General features: G+C 44.7%; 13 protein-coding genes. 11 read left to right on the plus strand and 2 right to left on the minus strand.

Features of this window, described 5'->3' with window-relative positions:
• Positions 1–98: 98 nt before the first annotated feature.
• Positions 99–266 (minus strand): hypothetical protein, encoded by a 168-nt coding sequence (locus AAFP14_RS04475; protein ID WP_341731109.1) that lies wholly within the window; start codon positions 264–266, stop codon positions 99–101.
• Positions 267–320: 54 nt separating this feature from the next.
• On the opposite strand from AAFP14_RS04475, the gene dnaK reads away from it, so the two are divergent.
• From dnaK to AAFP14_RS04520, 9 genes are all read left to right on the plus strand, one after another.
• Positions 321–2,435 carry a molecular chaperone DnaK gene (gene dnaK / locus AAFP14_RS04480; protein WP_341731110.1) on the plus strand — a complete coding sequence of 705 codons (2,115 nt, stop codon included), beginning with the start codon at positions 321–323 and terminating at the stop codon, positions 2,433–2,435.
• A complete protein-coding gene (locus tag AAFP14_RS04485; RefSeq protein WP_341731111.1) occupies positions 2,426–2,656 on the plus strand; it encodes a hypothetical protein in 231 nt (76 codons plus the stop codon). Before dnaK ends, AAFP14_RS04485 begins: the two co-directional genes overlap by 10 nt.
• The gene (locus tag AAFP14_RS04490) at positions 2,653–3,003 is read left to right on the plus strand and encodes a four helix bundle protein (protein WP_341731112.1); all 351 of its coding nucleotides are present in this window, start codon (positions 2,653–2,655) and stop codon (positions 3,001–3,003) included. The genes AAFP14_RS04485 and AAFP14_RS04490 overlap by 4 nt, the downstream gene beginning before the upstream one ends.
• Before the next feature lie 58 nt (positions 3,004–3,061).
• On the plus strand, positions 3,062–4,123 hold the full coding sequence (locus AAFP14_RS04495) for a DnaJ C-terminal domain-containing protein (protein WP_341731113.1): 1,062 nt from the start codon (positions 3,062–3,064) through the stop codon (positions 4,121–4,123).
• A gap of 260 nt (positions 4,124–4,383) precedes the next feature.
• On the plus strand, positions 4,384–6,816 hold the full coding sequence (locus AAFP14_RS04500; protein WP_341731114.1) for a dynamin-like GTPase family protein: 2,433 nt from the start codon (positions 4,384–4,386) through the stop codon (positions 6,814–6,816).
• Positions 6,813–6,995 carry a hypothetical protein gene (locus AAFP14_RS04505; protein WP_341731115.1) on the plus strand — a complete coding sequence of 61 codons (183 nt, stop codon included), beginning with the start codon at positions 6,813–6,815 and terminating at the stop codon, positions 6,993–6,995. The genes AAFP14_RS04500 and AAFP14_RS04505 overlap by 4 nt, the downstream gene beginning before the upstream one ends.
• Positions 6,996–7,018: 23 nt before the next feature.
• Complete coding sequence (locus AAFP14_RS04510) at positions 7,019–7,174, plus strand: hypothetical protein (protein ID WP_341731116.1); 156 nt, start codon at positions 7,019–7,021, stop codon at positions 7,172–7,174.
• Complete coding sequence (locus tag AAFP14_RS04515) at positions 7,175–7,375, plus strand: KGK domain-containing protein (RefSeq protein ID WP_341731117.1); 201 nt, start codon at positions 7,175–7,177, stop codon at positions 7,373–7,375.
• 9 nt (positions 7,376–7,384) lie between these two features.
• Positions 7,385–7,630 (plus strand): HNH endonuclease, encoded by a 246-nt coding sequence (locus tag AAFP14_RS04520; protein WP_341731118.1) that lies wholly within the window; start codon positions 7,385–7,387, stop codon positions 7,628–7,630.
• A gap of 289 nt (positions 7,631–7,919) precedes the next feature.
• On the opposite strand, the gene AAFP14_RS04525 is transcribed toward AAFP14_RS04520, so the two are convergent.
• Positions 7,920–11,792, minus strand: coding sequence for a glycoside hydrolase family 2 protein (locus AAFP14_RS04525; RefSeq protein ID WP_341731119.1), 3,873 nt, complete (start codon positions 11,790–11,792; stop codon positions 7,920–7,922).
• Positions 11,793–12,077: 285 nt separating this feature from the next.
• Here AAFP14_RS04525 and AAFP14_RS04530 point away from each other — a divergent pair, with 285 nt between their 5' ends.
• Positions 12,078–16,472 carry a PAS domain S-box protein gene (locus tag AAFP14_RS04530; protein ID WP_341731120.1) on the plus strand — a complete coding sequence of 1,465 codons (4,395 nt, stop codon included), beginning with the start codon at positions 12,078–12,080 and terminating at the stop codon, positions 16,470–16,472.
• A gap of 140 nt (positions 16,473–16,612) precedes the next feature.
• A complete protein-coding gene (locus AAFP14_RS04535) occupies positions 16,613–20,098 on the plus strand; it encodes a hybrid sensor histidine kinase/response regulator (protein WP_341731121.1) in 3,486 nt (1,161 codons plus the stop codon).
• Position 20,099 lies beyond the last annotated feature (1 nt).

The raw sequence follows: 20,099 nt of genomic DNA on the forward strand, positions 1-20,099 counted from the left end.
AGTTTTATTGTGATTGTAGACTTTGTATTCTTCTGAAATAACTTTTAATTTTGAGTATAGAACTGATTTTAATATTTATTTGATACTGGTCATTATAATTAATTCCTTAATTTGCTCTCCATTCTAATCAATGTGCTTCTCGGTTGCTGCGCCAAAGCCCATCGAACCAAGGGCGATCGCACCCAACCAACCCCAGCCGCTAGCCCCAAGTGAGGCAATCCCCCCGCAGCCCCCGCTTCTCGACGCGGTACAATAAATGCAATCATATCTACGCTTATATTGAAAAAGCTAAACACAACGCCACAGGAGACAACAGACGCATGGGTAAAGTAGTTGGCATTGACCTCGGAACAACAAACTCAGTAGTAGCCGTCATGGAAGGTGGCAAACCGGTTGTGATTGCCAATGCAGAAGGGATGCGGACAACTCCCTCGGTAGTTGCTTTCACCAAGGAAGGAGAACGGCTTGTCGGACAGATGGCCAGACGCCAAACAGTTTTGAATCCCCAAAACACCTTTTACGCAGTCAAACGGTACATCGGACGCAAATACACCGAACTGACTCCAGAAGCAAAGCGCGTCCCTTACACAACTCGCCGCGACGACAACGGGAACATCAAAATCAAGTGTCCCCGGATGAAAAAAGATTTCGCCCCAGAGGAAATTTCGGCGATGGTATTGCGGAAGTTGGCCGATGAAGCCAGCCGCTATCTGGGACAAGAGGTGACGGGGGCTGTAATTACTGTTCCTGCTTATTTCAACGACTCTCAGCGACAGGCGACACGAGATGCGGGACGAATTGCCGGACTTGATGTCAAACGGATTTTAAATGAGCCCACAGCGGCTTCTTTGGCTTACGGTTTGGAACGGCGAGAAAGTCAAACTATTTTAGTGTTTGATTTGGGAGGTGGCACTTTTGATGTGTCGATTTTAGATGTCGGAGATGGAGTATTTGAAGTTAAAGCAACTAGCGGCGATACTCAATTGGGAGGCAATGATTTTGACTCCAAAATTGTCGATTGGTTGGCCGAACAATTCTTAGAAAAAGAAGGCATCGATTTGCGGAAAAATCGCCAAGCTTTGCAGCGCCTGATCGAAGCAGCAGAAAAAGCAAAAATAGAGCTGTCGGGAGTGGGTGCTACAGACATTAATTTGCCTTTTATTGATGCCAATGAAGATGGCCCTTTGCATCTGGAAACGAGGCTGACTCGCGGTCAATTTGAGGGGCTGTGCGGTGATTTGGTGCAGCGGCTGCGCCGTCCGGTAAAACAAGCTTTGGCTGATGCCAATTTGAGTCCTTCTCGCATTGATGAAATTGTGTTAGTTGGTGGTTCGACTCGCATTCCTTTGGTTCAGCAAGTTGTTCGCAGTTTGATTGATAAAGAACCAAATCAAAATGTCAATCCCGATGAAGTTGTCGCCGTGGGTGCGGCAATTCAGGCAGGAATTTTGGGTGGCGATGTCCGGGATGTGCTGCTGTTGGATGTCACTCCCCTGTCCCTGGGCTTGGAAACCATCGGCGGGGTGATGAAAAAATTGATTCCTCGCAATACTACTATTCCAGTCAGGCGATCGGATATTTTTTCCACTGCTGAAAACAACCAAACTGTCGTGGAAATTCACATCATCCAAGGCGAACGGGAATTAGGCCGAGATAATAAGTCTTTGGGACGGTTTAAACTAACGGGAGTTCCACCGGCACCGCGAGGGATTCCGCAGATACAAGTAGCTTTTGATATTGATGCTAACGGGATGCTGTTGGTGACAGCCTTGGACAAAACTACTGGCCGGGAACAAAGTATTACTGTGCAAGGTGCTTCGACCCTTTCTCAGCAGGAAGTGAATCAAATGATTCGCGATGCTGAACAGTTTGCTCAAGCTGATAAGTTGCAGCGGGAAAGGGTGGAAAAACGCAATCGCGCTGAGGCTTTAGCTTATCAGGCCGAGCGACAGTTGCGGGAAGTTGCCCTCGATCGCGGAATGCAGTTTGCTCAAAGAAGCCGCCAACGCATAGAAACTTTAATTCGAGAATTACGAGACAGTTTGGAACGCAATGATGAGCGCGGAGTTGACCAAGTTGGTTCAGATTTGCAGGATGCTCTTTATGATTTGAGCCGGGAAGTTTCAGCTTTTGCTGACGATGATGACGATGATGATTTCTTTGAGTCGGTGAAGCGTACTTTTTCCGGCGAGGGTACCAAGCGGCGCAGCGATGACAGCAGCTATTATCAGAATGCTAAGCCCTATCGGCGATCGACTGTCGATCCAATTCCCGACCGACCCTACGACCGACCCTACGATCGCCCCTACGACCAACCCTACGACCGACCCTACGACCGCGATCGCATGGGCGATCGTAGAAGTAATGCTAATCGCCCAACTCGCCCTTATCAAAATCAAAGTGACGATTGGGATGATGACGACGATTGGCTGTAATTGAAGGAAGAAGGAAGAGGGAAGAAGGAAGAAGGAAGAAGGAAGAAGGAAGAAGGAAGAAGGAAGAAGCAGATTTTCCGCAAACAATATCTGATGGCTTTTTTCTAACTTCTTCTAGATTTCTTTTTTCTCTCCTCTCTCCTCCCTCCTCCACTACACTAGACTTCTTTGAAATAGATAGAGATTACTATAGTAAGCAAGGAGAAAATCATGTTGTATGACCCATAGAGAACAATACATCTGGCAGCGGGGTATTTATCTTTGTCAACTTGGCTACGAATTAACGAAATCATTTCATTCATCTGAACTTTATGGTATTACCAGTCAAATCCGTCGTGCATCTGTATCAGTACCAGCTACCATTGCTGAGGGATATGGACGTGTTACCAGACAAGAATATATTAGATATTTGCGAATAGCACTAGGTTCGCTCAGAGAACTGGATACTCATCTAGTCATTTCTGAGAGAGTCGGGTTAGCAGCACCAGAGAAAATTTCACCCGTTATTAAAGAAGTAGATGAACTAACACGATTAATTGTCAGTACAATTAACAAACTACAAGACTAAAACTCCTTCTTCCTTCTTCCTTCTTCCTTCTTCCTTCTTCCTTCTTCCTTCTCAAACTATGCAGAACTTTCGCAATTACTATCAAATTCTGGGAGTACCCAGAGATGCTTCCGCCGATGAAATCAAAAAAGCCTATCGACGGCTGGCGAGACAGTTACACCCTGACGTCAATCCAGGGGACAAATCTGCTGAAGATAGGTTTAAGGATATTAATGAAGCCTATGATATTCTTTCAGATATCGATAAGCGCGCTCAATACGATCAGTTTAGTAAATTTTGGAAGCAAAAAGGCTTTCAAAGCAAACAAGGCGTGCGACTTCCCAATTTTTCAACTTGGGGAAACAGTAAAGCTAGCAGCAGAAAAACTGCCGATAATGTCGATTTTAGCGACTACTCAGATTTTAATAAATTTTTCGACCAAGTGCTCGGAAGACGCCGGGAAGTGAGGATGGGCACAGCGAATGATGCACAGCGAGTTAGTTCCCCGGAACCGTGGAGTACGGCTTCTAAGAAAACGAGTTATGTGGCTAATTCTAGGGAGCCTAGAAGAGATATGGAGGAGCGGGAAATTAGAAGGGAAGTTAGAGAAACAGTAGAGCGAGAAATTAGAAGAGATATTGAGGCCACGCTGACTTTGAGTTTGGAAAAAGCCTATGCTGGAGGCCTAGAGCGAATTCCTTTAGAAGACGGGCGGACAATCGAAGTAAATCTGCCTGCTGCCATGGTATCTGGCCAGCGAATTCGATTGCGAAATCAAGGCATTGGCGGCGGGGATTTGTATTTGAAAATTACAATTTCTCCCCATCCATTCTTTCGCTTAGAAATGTCGGATATTTGCTGTGAATTGCCACTGACTCCTAGCGAAGCGGTGCTGGGTGGAGAGGTGGAAGTACCCACGCTCGATGGTAGGGTGAAAATGAAATTGCCTCCTGGAGTTCCTTCGTCCAAGCGGTTGCGGCTGGCGGGAAAGGGCTATCCGACAGGAAATGGCGATCGGGGCGATCAATTGGTAGAAATCTTGGTATTAATTCCCAAGGAAATTAGCGAGGAAGAACGAGAATTGTACCAGAAATTGCGAGAGGTTGAGTCTTTTAAACCACGTCAAGATTTATCTGTATAATAGAGTTAAATGGTACTCCTTACTAGGCTCTACCTAGTAAGGAAAATTAGGAGGATAAGCCTCCTGTTTTTCTGATAGCTTGCGATGGCGAGCAAGAGTGACATTAGTTCCCAGGAAGAGCATGGAAGTTAAACCAGTTAAGAGGCGATACTTTCAGCAACCCTGGATAATATAAGTGAAATTACTGTTGTGACAAACTCTGAACTAGCTGATAATTAACACTAAGATAATTATGAGATAATCAGGATCGTTCGGCCACCATGACTCAAAATTCGCCTCAATGCCACAATCTACAAGAACACGTAGAGTGTTTATTGCAACTGCTGCGTCAAGAATCGTCTTTACGACAACAAGATATTACAGCCGTGCAAGCTTCTTTGAAAAAAGCAATTGCTCCCGAATTTGAAATTGTGTTTGCCGGTGCTTTCAGTGCTGGAAAATCCATGTTGATTAATGCTTTATTAGAGCGAGAATTGCTCTACAGTGCAGAAGGACACGCCACAGGTACTGAATGTTATATCGCCTTTGCTGAGCCAGACAAAGAGCGAGTAGTTCTCACATTTTTGAGCGAAGTGGAAATTCGAGAGCAAGCCTATGCTCTTTGTGAAAAATTAGGCTTAACTACTGAACTTAATATTAATCAAACAGATGTAGTGCCACTTTTGTCTCAGGGTTGTAGAATAATTATTGAAAAAGAAGGCGGCGAAAATAAATCGGAATTAGCCAAACAAGCTAAGGCGTTGATGCTGCTGTTAGAAGGTTTTGAAGCCAATCGCGATCGCATTCACACCCTCGAAAACGCCACCTACTCGATGGAACAGTTTAACTTTTCCAATCTCAAGGAAGCTGCTAGCTATGCTCGCCGCGGTAGCAACAGTGCGGTGCTCAAGCGCGTCGAATATTATTGTTATCATCCCCTGCTGCAAGATGGCAATATAATTATCGATACGCCGGGAATTGATGCGCCAGTACAACGGGATGCAGAATTGACTTATAATAAAATTGAAAGCCCGGATACTTCGGCAGTTGTCTGCGTTTTAAAAGCAGCTTCGTCAGGGGAAATGACGACGGAAGAAACCGAGTTGATGGAAAAAACCAAGGGAAATCCGGGAATTCGCGATCGCCTTTTTTACATTTTCAACCGCATCGACGAAACTTGGTACAACACCCAACTGCGACAACGCTTAGAAAATCTGATTAATTCCGACTTTCGCGATACTACCAGAGTTTACAAAACTAGCGGATTGTTGGGATTTTACGCCAGTTTGATTAAAAATACCACAACGCGCGATCGCTTTGGCTTAAATACAATATTTGCCGAAAGAGGGCGGGTTGATGTAGATAGTAACTTAGATTCAGAGTCGATCGGTAATAGCGAAGAAACTCCACAATTTATCAGCGAATTTAACCGCTACTGTGCCAATTCTGGCAAATTATCTCCCAGCCAATTTCGGATTTCAGTTAACAGCTACGAAACACCTAATGAAAACTACGTGCGGATTCTTGCAGAACAAGGAAGACCATTAATCGAGCAATTAATTCAAGATAGCGGCATCGAAGATTTTCGCACGGGAATTACCCGCTACCTCACCGAAGAAAAACGCCCGCAACTGTTCAAAAACCTCGCCGACGATTTAGAAGACTTGTGCATTCAACTGCGGAAACACTACCAAACAATCCAGCGGAATTTGGACAGTCAGCCCCGCGAAATTGAGGCGATGAAAGCACAGGAACTTTTACGGTTAAATCAAGAATTGCAACAAGTAGGACAGGATTTTCGGGAACATATCGCCACAGAAATCAATGAAATGATTATGAATAAATGCGATATTTTTGATACCGATTTTCGGCAACTGCAATCTCGCATGATTCGGCGCTTAGATGAATTATTAGATAGTTTTTCAGTTGAGGCAGCTTACGGGCGCACAGTGCTCGCTCATCCCCGCAATGCGACAGCACCTTTAATTGCTGTTTTAGTTGAGGCACTTTACTATTTAGCCAATCAGTTAGAAGATATTTTAGTAGAGTCTACTGCTTCCTTGGTTGCTAATTTTTTCCAGTATTTGAAAGACAGCGTGCGCAAGTCTGAATATTATCGATTACTTTATCGATTGTTGGGGAATGACGGGGGAATTGAACAGCAGTTAGAGGAGTTGTCAAAGCAGGTTTCTGATGCTTTGGTGAATGCGGCCGGCGTTGAGTGCGATCGCTACGTGCGAGAAAGTCCCCGTTTTTACGACGAAGACACGTTTTCCATTTATCAATTCCGGCAAACATTACAGCAAACATCCCAAGGTTACGACTGCGAAAACATGGTAGATGCCCAACCAGCAATTCGGCAATTGTTGCGCCTAGATTTCGAGCCAAAAGTATCGAAAACCATCCGCCAAACCTTCCGCCAAACAGTTAATAAAACCCTGAAAGATCATTTGTTACCGATGGCCCAAAAGCAAGCGGATGATATTTTGCAGAAATACAGTCAAGCCCGCGATTATGTAGAGCAAACTTTAGCCCAGGAAGCGGAGGAGAAGATTGCTAGGAATCAGCGGCTGCAAGGGGAGAATGAAGAAAAGATGGAAAAGTACGATCGGGCGGTTTCGGGGATTAATAGCTGTTTGCAGGCGATGAAATTGCACGAACATTTGTTACCTGCGATCGGGCAAAATGATGGTGTTTCGGTGGATGGCGAATGATGGCAATTTTGGCGATCGAAATTCCGGCGATTGGAAATCGCACCTACACAGACAAAACCCACCTGCGCGGGTTAAAAACATTGAGCATCGGAATTATTCATTTCTCTCCGATCTCTCTGCGTTCTCTGCGTCCTCTGTGGTTAAATCATCCCGATACAACCACAAACAACTATAATTAGAATAACCCAAACCGGAAAATAAAATGAGCGATAATTTTGATTCACTGAAACGTGACGATGTTGTATCTCTATATTCGAGTGAAATTTTAGTCACCAACCGCACCTTTACAATCAGTGAGTTTCTTGCAGCGATGCTGACTCTAATAAAAGCTCAAGGTGGATGGACAGAATTAAAATAAATGTGGTTTAGAGAAGGAATAGATTGTAAAATACTTAAGCCTGGTGCTAAGAGTTGGCAAAGAGGAAAAGTGAGAATTACTTTAGAGTTTGAGCCGGAACAACTGGAAGTTGCAGAAATTACCGAAAGTGGAAAATCAGCAGATACTAAAGTCGTTTTTCCCCTAGACGATTTGCGTCAAAAAATGCCTAAAGAGAGTTAGCCAAACAAGATGACTAAAACCCCTAGAATCCCGATTCCGCCAGAAGTCAGAAAATACGTATTTACCCGCAACAAATACCAATGCCAAAGTTGCGGCCAAACCAAACAAGAAACCCAACTCTCGATCGATCATATCATCCCCCTAGCCCGCGGCGGCAGCAACGACATCAGCAACCTGCAAACCCTATGCCGCACCTGCAACCAAAAGAAAACCGACAAACTAGACCCCCGCTTCCGGCGTCACTTTGACCTTTGATATTTAACAGTATTAAGCATAATACATAGGCGGGGGCGGGTTTTTGAGATTGTCGGTTTTTGGCAAATATTGTTGGTGAACCCGCCCCTACAGGAATCATGGTCAATTGACCGGACATGATATTACGCATGGGACTCCAGAAACCGGGTTTTTTACGAAAATACTTCGTTACAAACCACAGATTTAGTAAAAAACCCGGTTTCTTTGGTCGAAATGCGTCCCCGACTAAAATATTCATCTCTCTCCTCTCTTCCTCTGCGCCCTCTGCGCCCTCTGCGGTTAAAAAATCTTACCATCGATAATACCGATAAGGATTATCCCCATTCTCAAAATCCGTCCTATAATCCGAGTGATAAAACTCCCGACTAGAACCATTAAACACCACCCCATCCTCCTTAAAACTCGCCCCCAAATTAGCCAAAATCTGAGCATTCGCGCGAGTTTGTCGCCAGCGAGTAAAACGCAAATAAGTCTTAGTATCAGCATTCAAACCATCCGGGTCAATCTGAGAAAAAATCGCCACACCCTTACCTACAGCAACCCGACTTAACAAACCGTCAGCACCAATTTCACCCCCAGACTTAATCAACCAAGTATCATAAAAAGAGCGCGATCGCAAATCCGAACCACTAACCCCCTTCACCTCATCCCAACTCGGAACCGCCAGGGAACCACCGAAATTTTGAACAGGCTGCAAACCCACACCCAAAGCACCAACAGGCACTTGACGCGGCAAGAAAAACACCTTGCCCCCAGCATTCAAATAACCCTGCAAATCAGCATCTTTCACATAGGCTTGGGCCCCCACAATAGTCAAACCAACATCTTGAGAAAGCCCATTAGCCCGCTGATAAATTACCCCCAAATTGTCCAACTTCTTCGCATCCCCATCTCCCCCAATTAAAACCACTTTATCCGGCTTCCCAGAAACCATAGAATTCATCCCATAACTCACAAGTTTTTGGACTAATTGCGCCGCCCCAGCATCCGCAGCAAAATGGTCTTCCAAATCCAACTCATTTAAAATCAATCGCCCTTTTCCATAATCCAATTCCATCAACGGCGAATAAGCTAAATCAAACTCCGACTCCAAAATTGGCCGCCAAGAAGTGCGGTGAGGCTTCTCAATAGAAGCGCTGCTGACACCCCCATGATTGCCCCAATGCCAGCCATACCAATGTGAATTTTTCGGACTCAATTTTCCCACGGTATGAACAGTATCTGGATAAGCTTCAATCAAAGTGCTTTGTCCTGTCCAATCCCGCAAATCAGCCTCGTCCAAACCGCTAACTGCTTGGTGGTTGCTATTAATTGGATAAACTCGACGGCTGATGTGTTGTGCCATCCGCAAACCCTTATTTCGCAGCCATTCCCTGCTTTGAGAAAACACAATTACCTTACCACCATTCCGCACAAAAGATTCTAAATTTCCAGGCAAATTTTGCCCGCTAGAAAATGCTTCCCTACCAATAATTAGTAGGGGCAATCCCCCCGTGGTTGCCCCGACCGTGGTTGCCCCGACCGTGGTTGCCCCGACCGTGGTTGCCCCGACATTACCATCCCAAGGCACAAGTTCGTAACCTAATTGTTTTAACATCGCCGATGTTTTGCCCACAGGATCGAAGATTGTCAGCTTATCCTTGATTTTGCTTGGATTGTCAAATATCCGGAACGAAAAAGTATCAACGTGGAGGCGATCGCCCACCTTCGCACTCAGGCGAATTTCGCCATCCACCTTGCCCGAAACCTTCTGAGGTAAAATCACATCAATGGGGAAAAACAGCGTACCTGCGGTGTCAATAGTTCCCTGTTTCTCGCCTTTTTTCACCTCTTTCCCATCCACCAAAACTTGCCAATTAAAATTAAAATTTTGTTGACTCCTAGTATCGTTAATTAATACTATTTGCTTAGCCAGTTTTCCCCCCGCAAAAAAACTGTGGTCTTTGGTGACAAAAGCGGGACTAGCACCAGCAATCCAAGCCAAAGTAGGACCATTATTTTTCATAATTGCCTCGCCAGCAGGATAAATATTGTAAGCTTCTGGCTGCAAATAATACATCAGACTCTTCGACATCTGCTTCAAATAGACCCCCCGCTGTCCCGGTTGAAATTCTCCAACATCTACCTTAGTTTTACCAACATCCGAAACTTGCCAACCATGGCCATCACTCCAAGGAATCATCCCCCCAGACATCCCAAAAGTCCGCCAACTACGCCAAGTATTTGTACTGAATAACTGCTGCAACTTTTGAAAAGCTGGTGCAAAATCTAACTCTGGATTCATATGCCAGTTTTGATACTCCTGACCATTAATAAATTTGTTCCGAATTTCATTTTTATAACTCTCAGTTTCTAACTCATAAGCCTGTTTACCCAAATAAATAGCTGCAAACTCCGTGCTCCACGGTTCGCTGAAGATAACGCTAGCGTAACCATCCCTATTTCGCATCATAGTTACTTGTAGTGGAGTCCCAAATTCCACCACCATGTAGGGCATTTCCCCTGTTTTGCTCCACTCAGAAATCCACTCTTCTCTTTCTTGCAATGGAATTAGATTTAAATAAGAATTAAGCGCATAAACATCGCCAAAATTAGCGCCTTGATGTAACATTACAGGTCTAGTTGGATCGACTTTTTTGATAGCAGAATACAGATCCTTTGCCAAAGGTGCTATCTCTGGCAAACGCTTATCATCAATTGTTCCTAGGGTTCCTGTTAGTTTTTTATTACCGATGCGACGAGGATTTTGGTCGTCATTGTTGCCAAAAAAATTAGGACTGGTTGCCCACATTAAGACTGAGGGGTGATTGCGATATCGTCGCATTTCTGTGGCCATTCGTCCTTCCCAGCGTTCTCTTGTTTGGTGTTTTTTCCACTGGCCGTTCCAACCTATGGAAGTAATATCTAAAGCGGGAGCCATAATGGGAAAACCTTTGATGTCTGCTATTTCCGAAAACAGTTCTCGGAAATGCCACCGTCCCCGTTCGTCATGATCCCAAGGCCACATTTCTATGATATTAAAACCAGCTTTAAGGTAGCCGTCAATTAATTTTTGGGCTCCGACGACACTACCACCTTCCCATGTATCGGAATGTAAGGTTGGTCGCAGCCGTAATTCTGTTCCATTTAAGAAAAATTTACGCCCTTCTATCCAAAATTCTCGGAAGCCAAAAGGTTGGTTGTACTGCGTATTAATGCCATTTCCTGTTACTTCTAATTGCAGGTTATAAAGGTTTGGTTGACCAAGGTCCCAAATCCGAGGGTTTTTCCAGTTCCACTGGATGTTTACGGTTTGAGTTGGTTTAGCTTTAACTTGGGCTGTTCCGGTAAATTTTTGTTCGACTTGGCTCTTTTCATCGAACATTTTAGCTACTAACTGAATTTGACCGTTTTGTTTAACATCTTTGAGTTCTATATCTAATTTAATTTGCTGGTTGCGGGTGGAAGTTTGAACAAATACATCGCTAATTAAGGGACCTGGGGGTCTGCTAAAAATTCTGACTTCACCGATGATTCCTCGCGAGAGGAGGTTGGATTCTTTGGTGTAGATTTCACTCGGTCCCATAATCACTACTTTCTCTTTTTCTTCGGAGATAGCAGCGACTAAAATCGATATGGTATTTTGACCTAGTTTGGCTACTTTAGTAATTTCCAGAGTGCCGTAGGGCCAATCAACTTGACCGCAGTTAATACCGTTGATAAAGATGACTGCATCGGTGCTGACTCTGGCTAAATCGATGAAAATTCGGCGGTTTGTCCAGTCACTGGGAATTTCTATTGTCCGCTGATACCAGGCTTTTGATAGTTGTTTGTTTTTGAAGTTTTCCCACTCTTTACCAGTACCACGAGAGATGATTCCTGGTATGACTTCGCTGTTTTCTTCCATCCAGTCTCCGGGTACCTGGATGGAGCCCCAGCTTGGGGATGAGGGGGGATTTTGGGAATTGCCAAGGGCGGGGACAAATTGCCAGGTGCCGTTGAGATAGATGCGATCGCCTGTATTGTCGATCGCACTGGGGTTGGCGATGGTAAAATTGGGAAAGCCGATCGAGATAACTGAGTTGCTCGCAGAATTTGGATTTTGAAGTGTATAACCCATGAATCCGAACATAATTGCTGCTGCCAAAAATAACCCGATCGTTTTTGCCAGCTTATTATTCACGCTCAGTTAGTCCCCATAAATTCGCTTATTTGTCTGTTCATCATCATAACAAAGAGAGGAGCAGATGGGTAGAAGGGCAGATGGGCAAATGGGCAGAGGCCCCGATGGGGATATAGCAACAGTCTACAGTCTACAAACAAGAAACAACAAACAACCGACATCTTCAAATCTGTCTCCGGGATGATGGCAAGTTGCCCAAAATTATGATTTGATAGATAAAAAAACAATTATTAATATCTTTTTAAGTAGTCAATAACTTAGCGCCCTCGCTATAGGTCAAGCAAAATGAGTCCGCTTCAGGTATCACCTCTACCAATTAAACCTTACAAAATTGCTGGATTTGCCACCAGCACTGCATTACTGCTGACTATTTTGTTACTGTTGACATTTAAGGCAACTTCTGCGATCTTATTTTTGCTCGCTGCAATGGTCGCGGCTTGGTATGCTGGTCTCAAGTCCACAGAAAAAGAACTACAAACAGAACGAGATATTATTGCCCAAGTCATTAGCGTAGCCGCCTGTTTGATTGTAGTTCTGGACAAGGAAGGACGGATCGTCCGTTTTAACCAAGTTTGCGAAAAAACCACAGGCTACTCCTTTGCTGAGGTCAAAAATAAATTTGTTTGGGATTTATTCTTGGTTGCCGAAGAATTAGAGCCAGTTAAAAATATTTTCAACCAACTAAAGCTCGAAAATTTTGTTAGTAAGTATACTAACTATTGGCTCACCAAAAATGGTGAGAGGCGCTTAATTAATTGGTCAAATACAGTGATTGTTGATGGCAACGGCTTGGTAGAATATGTCATCGCAACTGGTGTCGATATTACTGACTGTCGCATCGCAGAAATAGCCTTAGCTTTATCCTACAGTGAGCTAGAAACTAGAGTCAAACAGCGAACGGCAGAATTGACAGTAGCGAAGGAAGCGCTGCAAGCTCAAGAAGAACGATTTCGCTCTTTAAGTTCTTGTTCGCCCGTGGGGATTTTCATGGCGGATATTCAGGGTCGTACTACCTATGTAAACCCCCGATGTCAGGCTATTTATGACAGGAATTTTGAAGAAATTTTAGGCGATAGCTGGCAAAATTACATTCACCCAGAAGACAGGGATCTAGTGTTGACTAAGTGGCAGAATTATACCCGCGAAGGTGGAGAATATGCCATGGAATATCGCCTGCAAATATCCGAGGATATTTGCCGTTGGGTTAATGTTAGTTGCTCCCCCATGTTTTCTGACTCTGGGGAATTGATGGGACACGTTGGGACTGTTCGAGATGTCACAGAACGTCAACAAACACAAGCAGCTTTATCCAGCAGCGAACAGCAACTGAGAACACTCTTAGAAAATACGCCAGATATCATTATCCGTACTGACAAACAACTCCGTTATGTCTATGTCAATCAAGCAGTAGCCAAAAGCCAAGGACAACCGGTTTCATTTTTTATTGGTAAAACCACTGCCGAAATCGGCATAGATCCAGAACTGTGCCAACTCTGGGAAACAACTCTTCACAAGGTTTTTGCATCTGGTAAAGAAGAAATCATTGAATTTCAAGCGCCTTCAGCCAACGGCATCAGAACTTATCAATCTCGCGTAGTTCCTGAATTTGATAAAGCAGGTGTAATTCAATATGCCTTAATTGTAGCTCGAGATATCACCGAATTGAAAGTGGCAGAAGTTCAAAAAGCGCAACTGACTATAGAACAAAGCGCTAGGGAAAAAGCGGAAATAGAACAACAACGATCGCGCTTTTTAGCAGAAGTCAGTAAAATGCTCGCAGCGAGCTTTGATGGCGAAACTGTGTTGCAAAATATCGCAGAATTAGCCGTGGAAATGGTAGCACAGGGTTGCTGGATTCATCTGAGGGAAACCGATGACCAAGTTCGCCTAGTCGCTGTTGCTCACGCAGAAGCATCCTGGCTGGATCGGAGGAATTTGTTGAGGGTGGGAAATATTGATAATCATGTTTTACATGGTTATCCCTTAGTAATTCGCACCGGAACATCTGAATTGATTAGTGAATTAAATCCAGAAATCTTAGCAACATTATCTGGAAATGAAGCAGAACTAGAAGTATTACGCTCGCTCAATATCGGCTCCCAAGCTTGCGTACCGATGACGGCGCGGGGACGAGTCATCGGTGCTATTACTTGCTTTACATCTGAGTCCGATCGCCACTACAATTCAGCAGATTTAGCCATGCTAGAAGACCTAGCTTACCACGTCGCCCTAGGTCTTGATAATGCCAGACTTTATGCAAAAGCCCAGCAAGCACTGGCTCAAACATCCGAATCTTTTGCCTTAATTGACTCGCTATTGGAAGCATCTCCTTTGGGGATTTGTTTTTTGGATCGCGAAATGCGCTACATCCGCATCAATCAAGTCTTAGCGGAACTCAACGGTTTGTCAGCCGCACAACATTTGGGTCAAGACTTCCGCCAACTGTTGCCAGAATCCGCAGCCCAATATGCCTGGATCATTCAGCAGGTTATAGATACTGGCGAACCCATTTTGAACGTCGAAATTAGCGTTGAATCTAAGGGAAAACCGGGTGTTTTAGGCCATTGGGTAGGTAATTACTATCCCGTGAAAAATGAAAAAGGAGAAACCATAGGAGCTGGGATAATTCTTACAGATATTACGGTAGCTAAACAGACAGAACTAGCTTTGCGAGAAAGCGAAATACGGTTCCGCAGTGTCGTAGAATCAAACATGATCGGTATCGGTTTTTGGGATAAAGAAGGCGCAATTACTGAAGCTAATGATGCCTTGCTAAATATGCTTGGATATACCAGGGAAGACTTGGTTTTGGGAAACTTGTATTGGTCGCAAATTACGCCACCGGAACAGGCCTATCTCGATCGCATAGCCTTGGAGCAAATCTCAGCCTTCGGGAGTTGCACGCCTTTTGAAAAATTCTACATCCGCAAAGATGGCACGCGCTTGCCAGTTTTGATCGGCGCGGCACATTTCCAAGGATACCAAGACAAAGGTTCGTTCTTTGTTCTCGACATTAGCGATCGCAAACAAGCAGAAGCAGCGCGATCGGCAATCAATCAAACTTTAGAAGCCTTGGTTCAGGCCTGTCCTCTGGCAATTACCGTTTTCAACTCCGAAGATGGTGTGGTAACACTGTGGAATCCAGCAGCCGAAAGAATTTTTGGTTGGAAGGAATCAGAGGCAATTGGTCACTTTTTGCCCAATGTTCCTGCCGATAAACGGGACGAATTTACCGCTAAGTTGAAAGGCATTCGGCAAGGAAATGCGATCGCCGGAGTGGAAACTAAGCGCCAAAGGAAAGACGGTACACAGATCGATATCAGTTTGTGGGCAACTCCCATTAATGATGCCAAGGGCAATATTAATTGTATGTCGATCGTCGCTGATATCAGCGATCGCAAACAAGCCGAGGCAGAACGCACCGAATTACTGCAACGCGAACGGGCAGCCAGGGCCGAAGCCGAAGCCATCAACCGCCTCAAAGACGAGTTTTTAGCGACTCTTTCCCACGAACTGAGGACTCCTTTAAACGCGATTCTGGGCTGGGCTCAGGTGCTTCGCAGTCGCCCCTATAATGCAGCCACCTTAAGCCGTGCCCTGGAAGCGATCGAGCGTCAGGGAAGGGTACAGACTCATTTGGTGGAAGATTTGCTCGACGTTTCCCGGATCATTCAAGGTAAGTTGTCTCTGAAAACTGGCTGGTTAGATATAGTCAAGACGATCGAGGTGGCGATCGATTTAGTCAGTTTCGAGGCCCAGGCCAAGTCTGTCACCCTCAACTCACAACTTGACCCCGCACTGGGATTGATCTGGGGAGATCCTCAAAGGTTGCAGCAAATAATATCGAATTTGCTGAGCAATGCCGTGAAGTTTACACCGTCGGGGGGCACAGTGGTATTGTGTTTGTCCAGGGAATTGGGAGGTTCGATTCCGAATTTGACAGAGTACGGCGAAGTTGCCACGAATTCGCCGCTACCAATGACTAATTACCTGCAAATTCAAGTCAGCGACACCGGAAAGGGCATTGCTGCTGAGTTTCTGCCCCATGTGTTCGATCGCTTCCGCCAAGCTGACGGCTCAATTACTAGGGCGAATAATGGTTTGGGACTCGGATTAGCCATTGTCCGCCACTTGGTGGAACTCCACGGCGGGAGTGTCACAGCAGAAAGTCCCGGTCTAGATCTAGGTGCTACATTTACAGTGAAACTGCCACTAAAACAGCCGAAAAGTCAGAAGTCACAGTTGAGAGGGGACAGGAATTCCCGGCTTTTGCCTCCTGGAATTCTGGCTGGTTTGAAGGTTTTAGTGGTTGATGATGAACCTGACAATCGCGAACTTTTGACTGTGATGCTTTCGGAATCAGGTTCCGTGGCGATGGCTGCTGGTTCCGTGGCGGAGGCGATCGAGATTTTAGGCAAGTTCCAGCCGGATATTTTGGTGAGTGACATCGGTATGCCGATCGAGGATGGTTATTCTCTGATCCGCAAAATTCGATCGTCCCCATCTGCTCTCACCAAACGCTTGCCCGCTGTCGCCCTAACGGCCTATGCTAGGGATGAAGACCGCGCCAAGGCGATCGCGGCCGGCTATGACGAACACTTAACCAAACCCATCGAACCCGCTCAATTCGTGGCAGTTTTAGCCAAATTAGCAGGTTTGAATCAAAACGATTTTCAGTAGCTTAGTTGTTACCAGGGTCTGCCTTTCACTGGATTTTCTCCGTGTAACTGCTCTAGATGGATTTTGGTAATCCATCTAGATTTTGCCTATATAATTATTTTCAACATATTCCCAAAAGTCAAGCGGAGAAAATTTGACCAATGGATGCTAATGATGCGGTGACAGAACTAGCAAATTCCTTCGATATAATGACATCCAAAATGCAAAATTATTTTGCAGCAATCGACTCTTTAAATCAAGCTTTAGGGCTAACTGAGAGCCAACTCAAACAATTTATTGAAGGTATGCCTGTGGGGGTAGCTATCCATGATGCCACGGGCCAATGTATATACCTCAATCAAATAGCCCAGGATGCCCTCGGTATCGTAAATATCCCCGATATCACTACCGAAAATCTTGCTGAAGCTTATCAACTATATCGTCAAAACCAGCTATATCCCCAGGAACAACTACCAGTTGTACGAGCGCTAAAGGGCGAAACAGTATGTCTTGATGATATAGAAATTCATCGAGAGGGAAAGATTACTTCCTTTGAGGTACGTGCCCGACCAATTTTTGATGAACCAGGACATATCAGCTATGCGATCGTCGCTTTTACTGATATTACTGAACGCAAACAAAGTGAAAAAATATTGAGTGACTACAATCGGACTCTAGAAGCCGAAGTCATTGAACGTAGCACAGCATTAGCTCGTACTCACGAACAATTACAAACTGAAATGAGAGACCGTCAATTACTAGAAGGTAAACTGGATAGTTCTACTCAGCAAATTAATACAATCTTCGACTCTATTGCCGATATTGTACTGATTTTGGATGAAAAAAAAAATTTACAAATTATACCTACGAAGGCGACTAGCTTGTACGCCTGCGATATGAATGAGTTTTATTTAATAGTGCTCAATTTTTTTGAAGAAGAAAACGAAGAGGTTTGGTTTGCTAAAGTTCAAGAGGCGTTGGCAACCCAAAAAACTGTTAATTTTGATTATAGTCTACGTATTAATCAGCAAGAAATTTGGTTTTCAGCTAGTATTTCGCCACTGCCAAATCGTTCTGTGGTGTGGGTGGCTCGTGACATTAGCGATCGCAAACGGGTCGAAGCTAACTTGCTGGAAGCTCAAAAGATTGCTCATATTGGCACTTGGGAATACGATTTGACCACAAAAACAACTATTTGGAGTGAAGAACTTTATCACATTCACAAAATTGACCCCAGTCAACCCCCACTAGAATCGGATGAATTAGTCAAATTTATTCATCCTCAAGATCGCCATCGCTATCTCAAACTGGTTAACAAAAAAGCTCTCACTGGACTAGCCTTTGAAACAGATTTGCGGCTGCGTCAAAAAGATGGATCGATCTCTTATATTGAAGTCAGAGGCGAACCTGTTTTTGATGAAAAAGGGCAGTTAGTCCGTTTGTTTGGTACTGTCTTGGATATTAGCGATCGCAAGCAGGCAGAAGAAGCCTTACAAGATAGCATAGAACGGGAACAAGCCCTGGCTCGCTCCATCGAACGAATGCGCCAGTCCTTAGATATTGACACGATCTTTAATACCACCACTTCTGAACTGCGAGCAATCCTCAAATGCGATCGTGTTGCTATCTATCGCTTTAATCCTGATTGGAGTGGGGAATTTGTTGCCGAGTCTGTGGGGAAGGATTGGATACCTCTGTTGGAGCGATCGGAAACTGCTAATTTATCGGGTAGCATCATCGAAGACCCTAATTGTCAAGCAAAAACCTTCCAACCCTCTGGCGAACAAGTCCTTGATACATACATACAACAAAATAAAGACAGTTTGTACAGTCAAGGCATTCTTTACCGCGCAATAGAAGATATTTACCAAGCTGGGTTTACTCCTTGTTACCTCGAACTTTTAGAGCGGTTTCAAGCCAGAGCATATTTAATTGTTCCCATCTTTTGTGGCAGTCAAATTTGGGGTTTACTCGCCAGTTATCAAAATTCCATGCCCCGCACTTGGCGCAAAGCAGAAATCCATATTGCGCTGCAAATTAGCACTCAACTTGGAGTTGCCCTGCAACAAGCTGAATTACTCGAAGCTACTCAAAAACAGGCAATACAACTCCAAGAAGCCGCCCTCGCAGCAGAAGCCGCTAACCGGGCAAAAAGCACTTTCTTGGCAAATATGAGTCACGAATTGCGTACACCCCTCAACGCCATTCTTGGCTTCTCCCAATTGATGCAACACTCTACCAATCTCAATCTCCAAGATCAAGAAAATCTCCGCATCATCAACCGCAGCGGAGAACACCTCCTGACTCTGATTAATCAAGTATTGGATTTAGCAAAAATAGAAGTAGGGCGCATTACCCTGAATCCCATAGAATTTGAATTAAAGAGCTTGTTGAACGAAGTTGAAGAGATGTTCCAACTTCAGGCTCAGGAAAAACAATTGCAGTTAATCTTTGACTGTTCTAGTAATGTTCCCCCATACCTACGAGCTGATGAAGTCAAGTTGCGCCAAGTTTTAATTAATCTGCTTTCTAACGCCATCAAGTTTACGAAAGAAGGAGGAATTTCTCTCAGAATAAGTTCAGTTTTCAGCAATGAAAATCAGCAATTCTCTCCCCCATTCCCCCCATTGGATGAGGCGAGGGAGGGGTTGCCCAATTCTCCATCACCCATTCCCTCCCCCATCACCCATTCCCCCCTTGGGGGGGGTCGGGGGGGGTTGCCCAATCACCAATTACATTTTGAAATAGAAGACACTGGCTGTGGTATGGCTCCTGATGAGCTAGACAAACTGTTTCAAGCCTTTGTACAAACCCAAACAGGGGCATCTTACCAGCAGGGAACGGGTTTAGGATTGGCGATTAGCCAACAGTTTGTCAAACTCATGGGGGGTCAAATTGTAGTGCGCAGTCAAGTCGGATGCGGTACTACTTTCACCTTCGATATCCCAGTAACCGTTGTTGATGCTAGTACCGTTAAACCCAAACAGCTATCTCGTCAAGTCATTGGCCTGGAACCCAACCAGCCCATTTATCGTATTCTGATTGTGGACGATCGAGCCGATTTGCGCGAACTCCTAGTCAAAATGCTCAACCGTTTTGAGTTTGAACTTCAAGAAGCTAGTAATGGCATAGAAGCCATTGAAGTATGGTCGAGTTTTGAACCCCACTTAATCTTCATGGATATGCGGATGCCCATCATGGATGGGTATGAGGCGACAAAACGTATTAAAGCTAATGTTAAAGGTCAAGCTACCGCCATTGTGGCGGTGAGTGCTAGCACTGCGGAGAAAGGGCGAACCATGGTTCTCTCTGATGATTACGATGACTTTATCCGCAAACCGTTTCGAGAAGCAGAAATCTTGGATGCCCTTCACAAACATCTAGGAGTGCGTTACATTTACGATGAACCTCAAAATCCACAGGAGTCAAATCAAACCGAAGCCTTAACTCCAGAAGCTCTGGCGGGTTTGCCTGCGGATTGGCTGGTGTCCTTAGAACAAGCTACAATTGAGTGCGATCTAGAGTTAATTCTCACTCAAATTGAGCAAATTCGCGATCGTCATGAATCCTTAGCCAACGCTCTTACAGCTTTAGCTAACGAATTTCTGTTCAATCAAATACTAGATCTGATCAAGCCAGACATATAAT

This window comes from Microcoleus sp. EPA2, assembly GCA_020882975.1.
In the GTDB taxonomy this organism is placed as follows: Bacteria; Cyanobacteriota; Cyanobacteriia; order Cyanobacteriales; family Microcoleaceae; genus Microcoleus.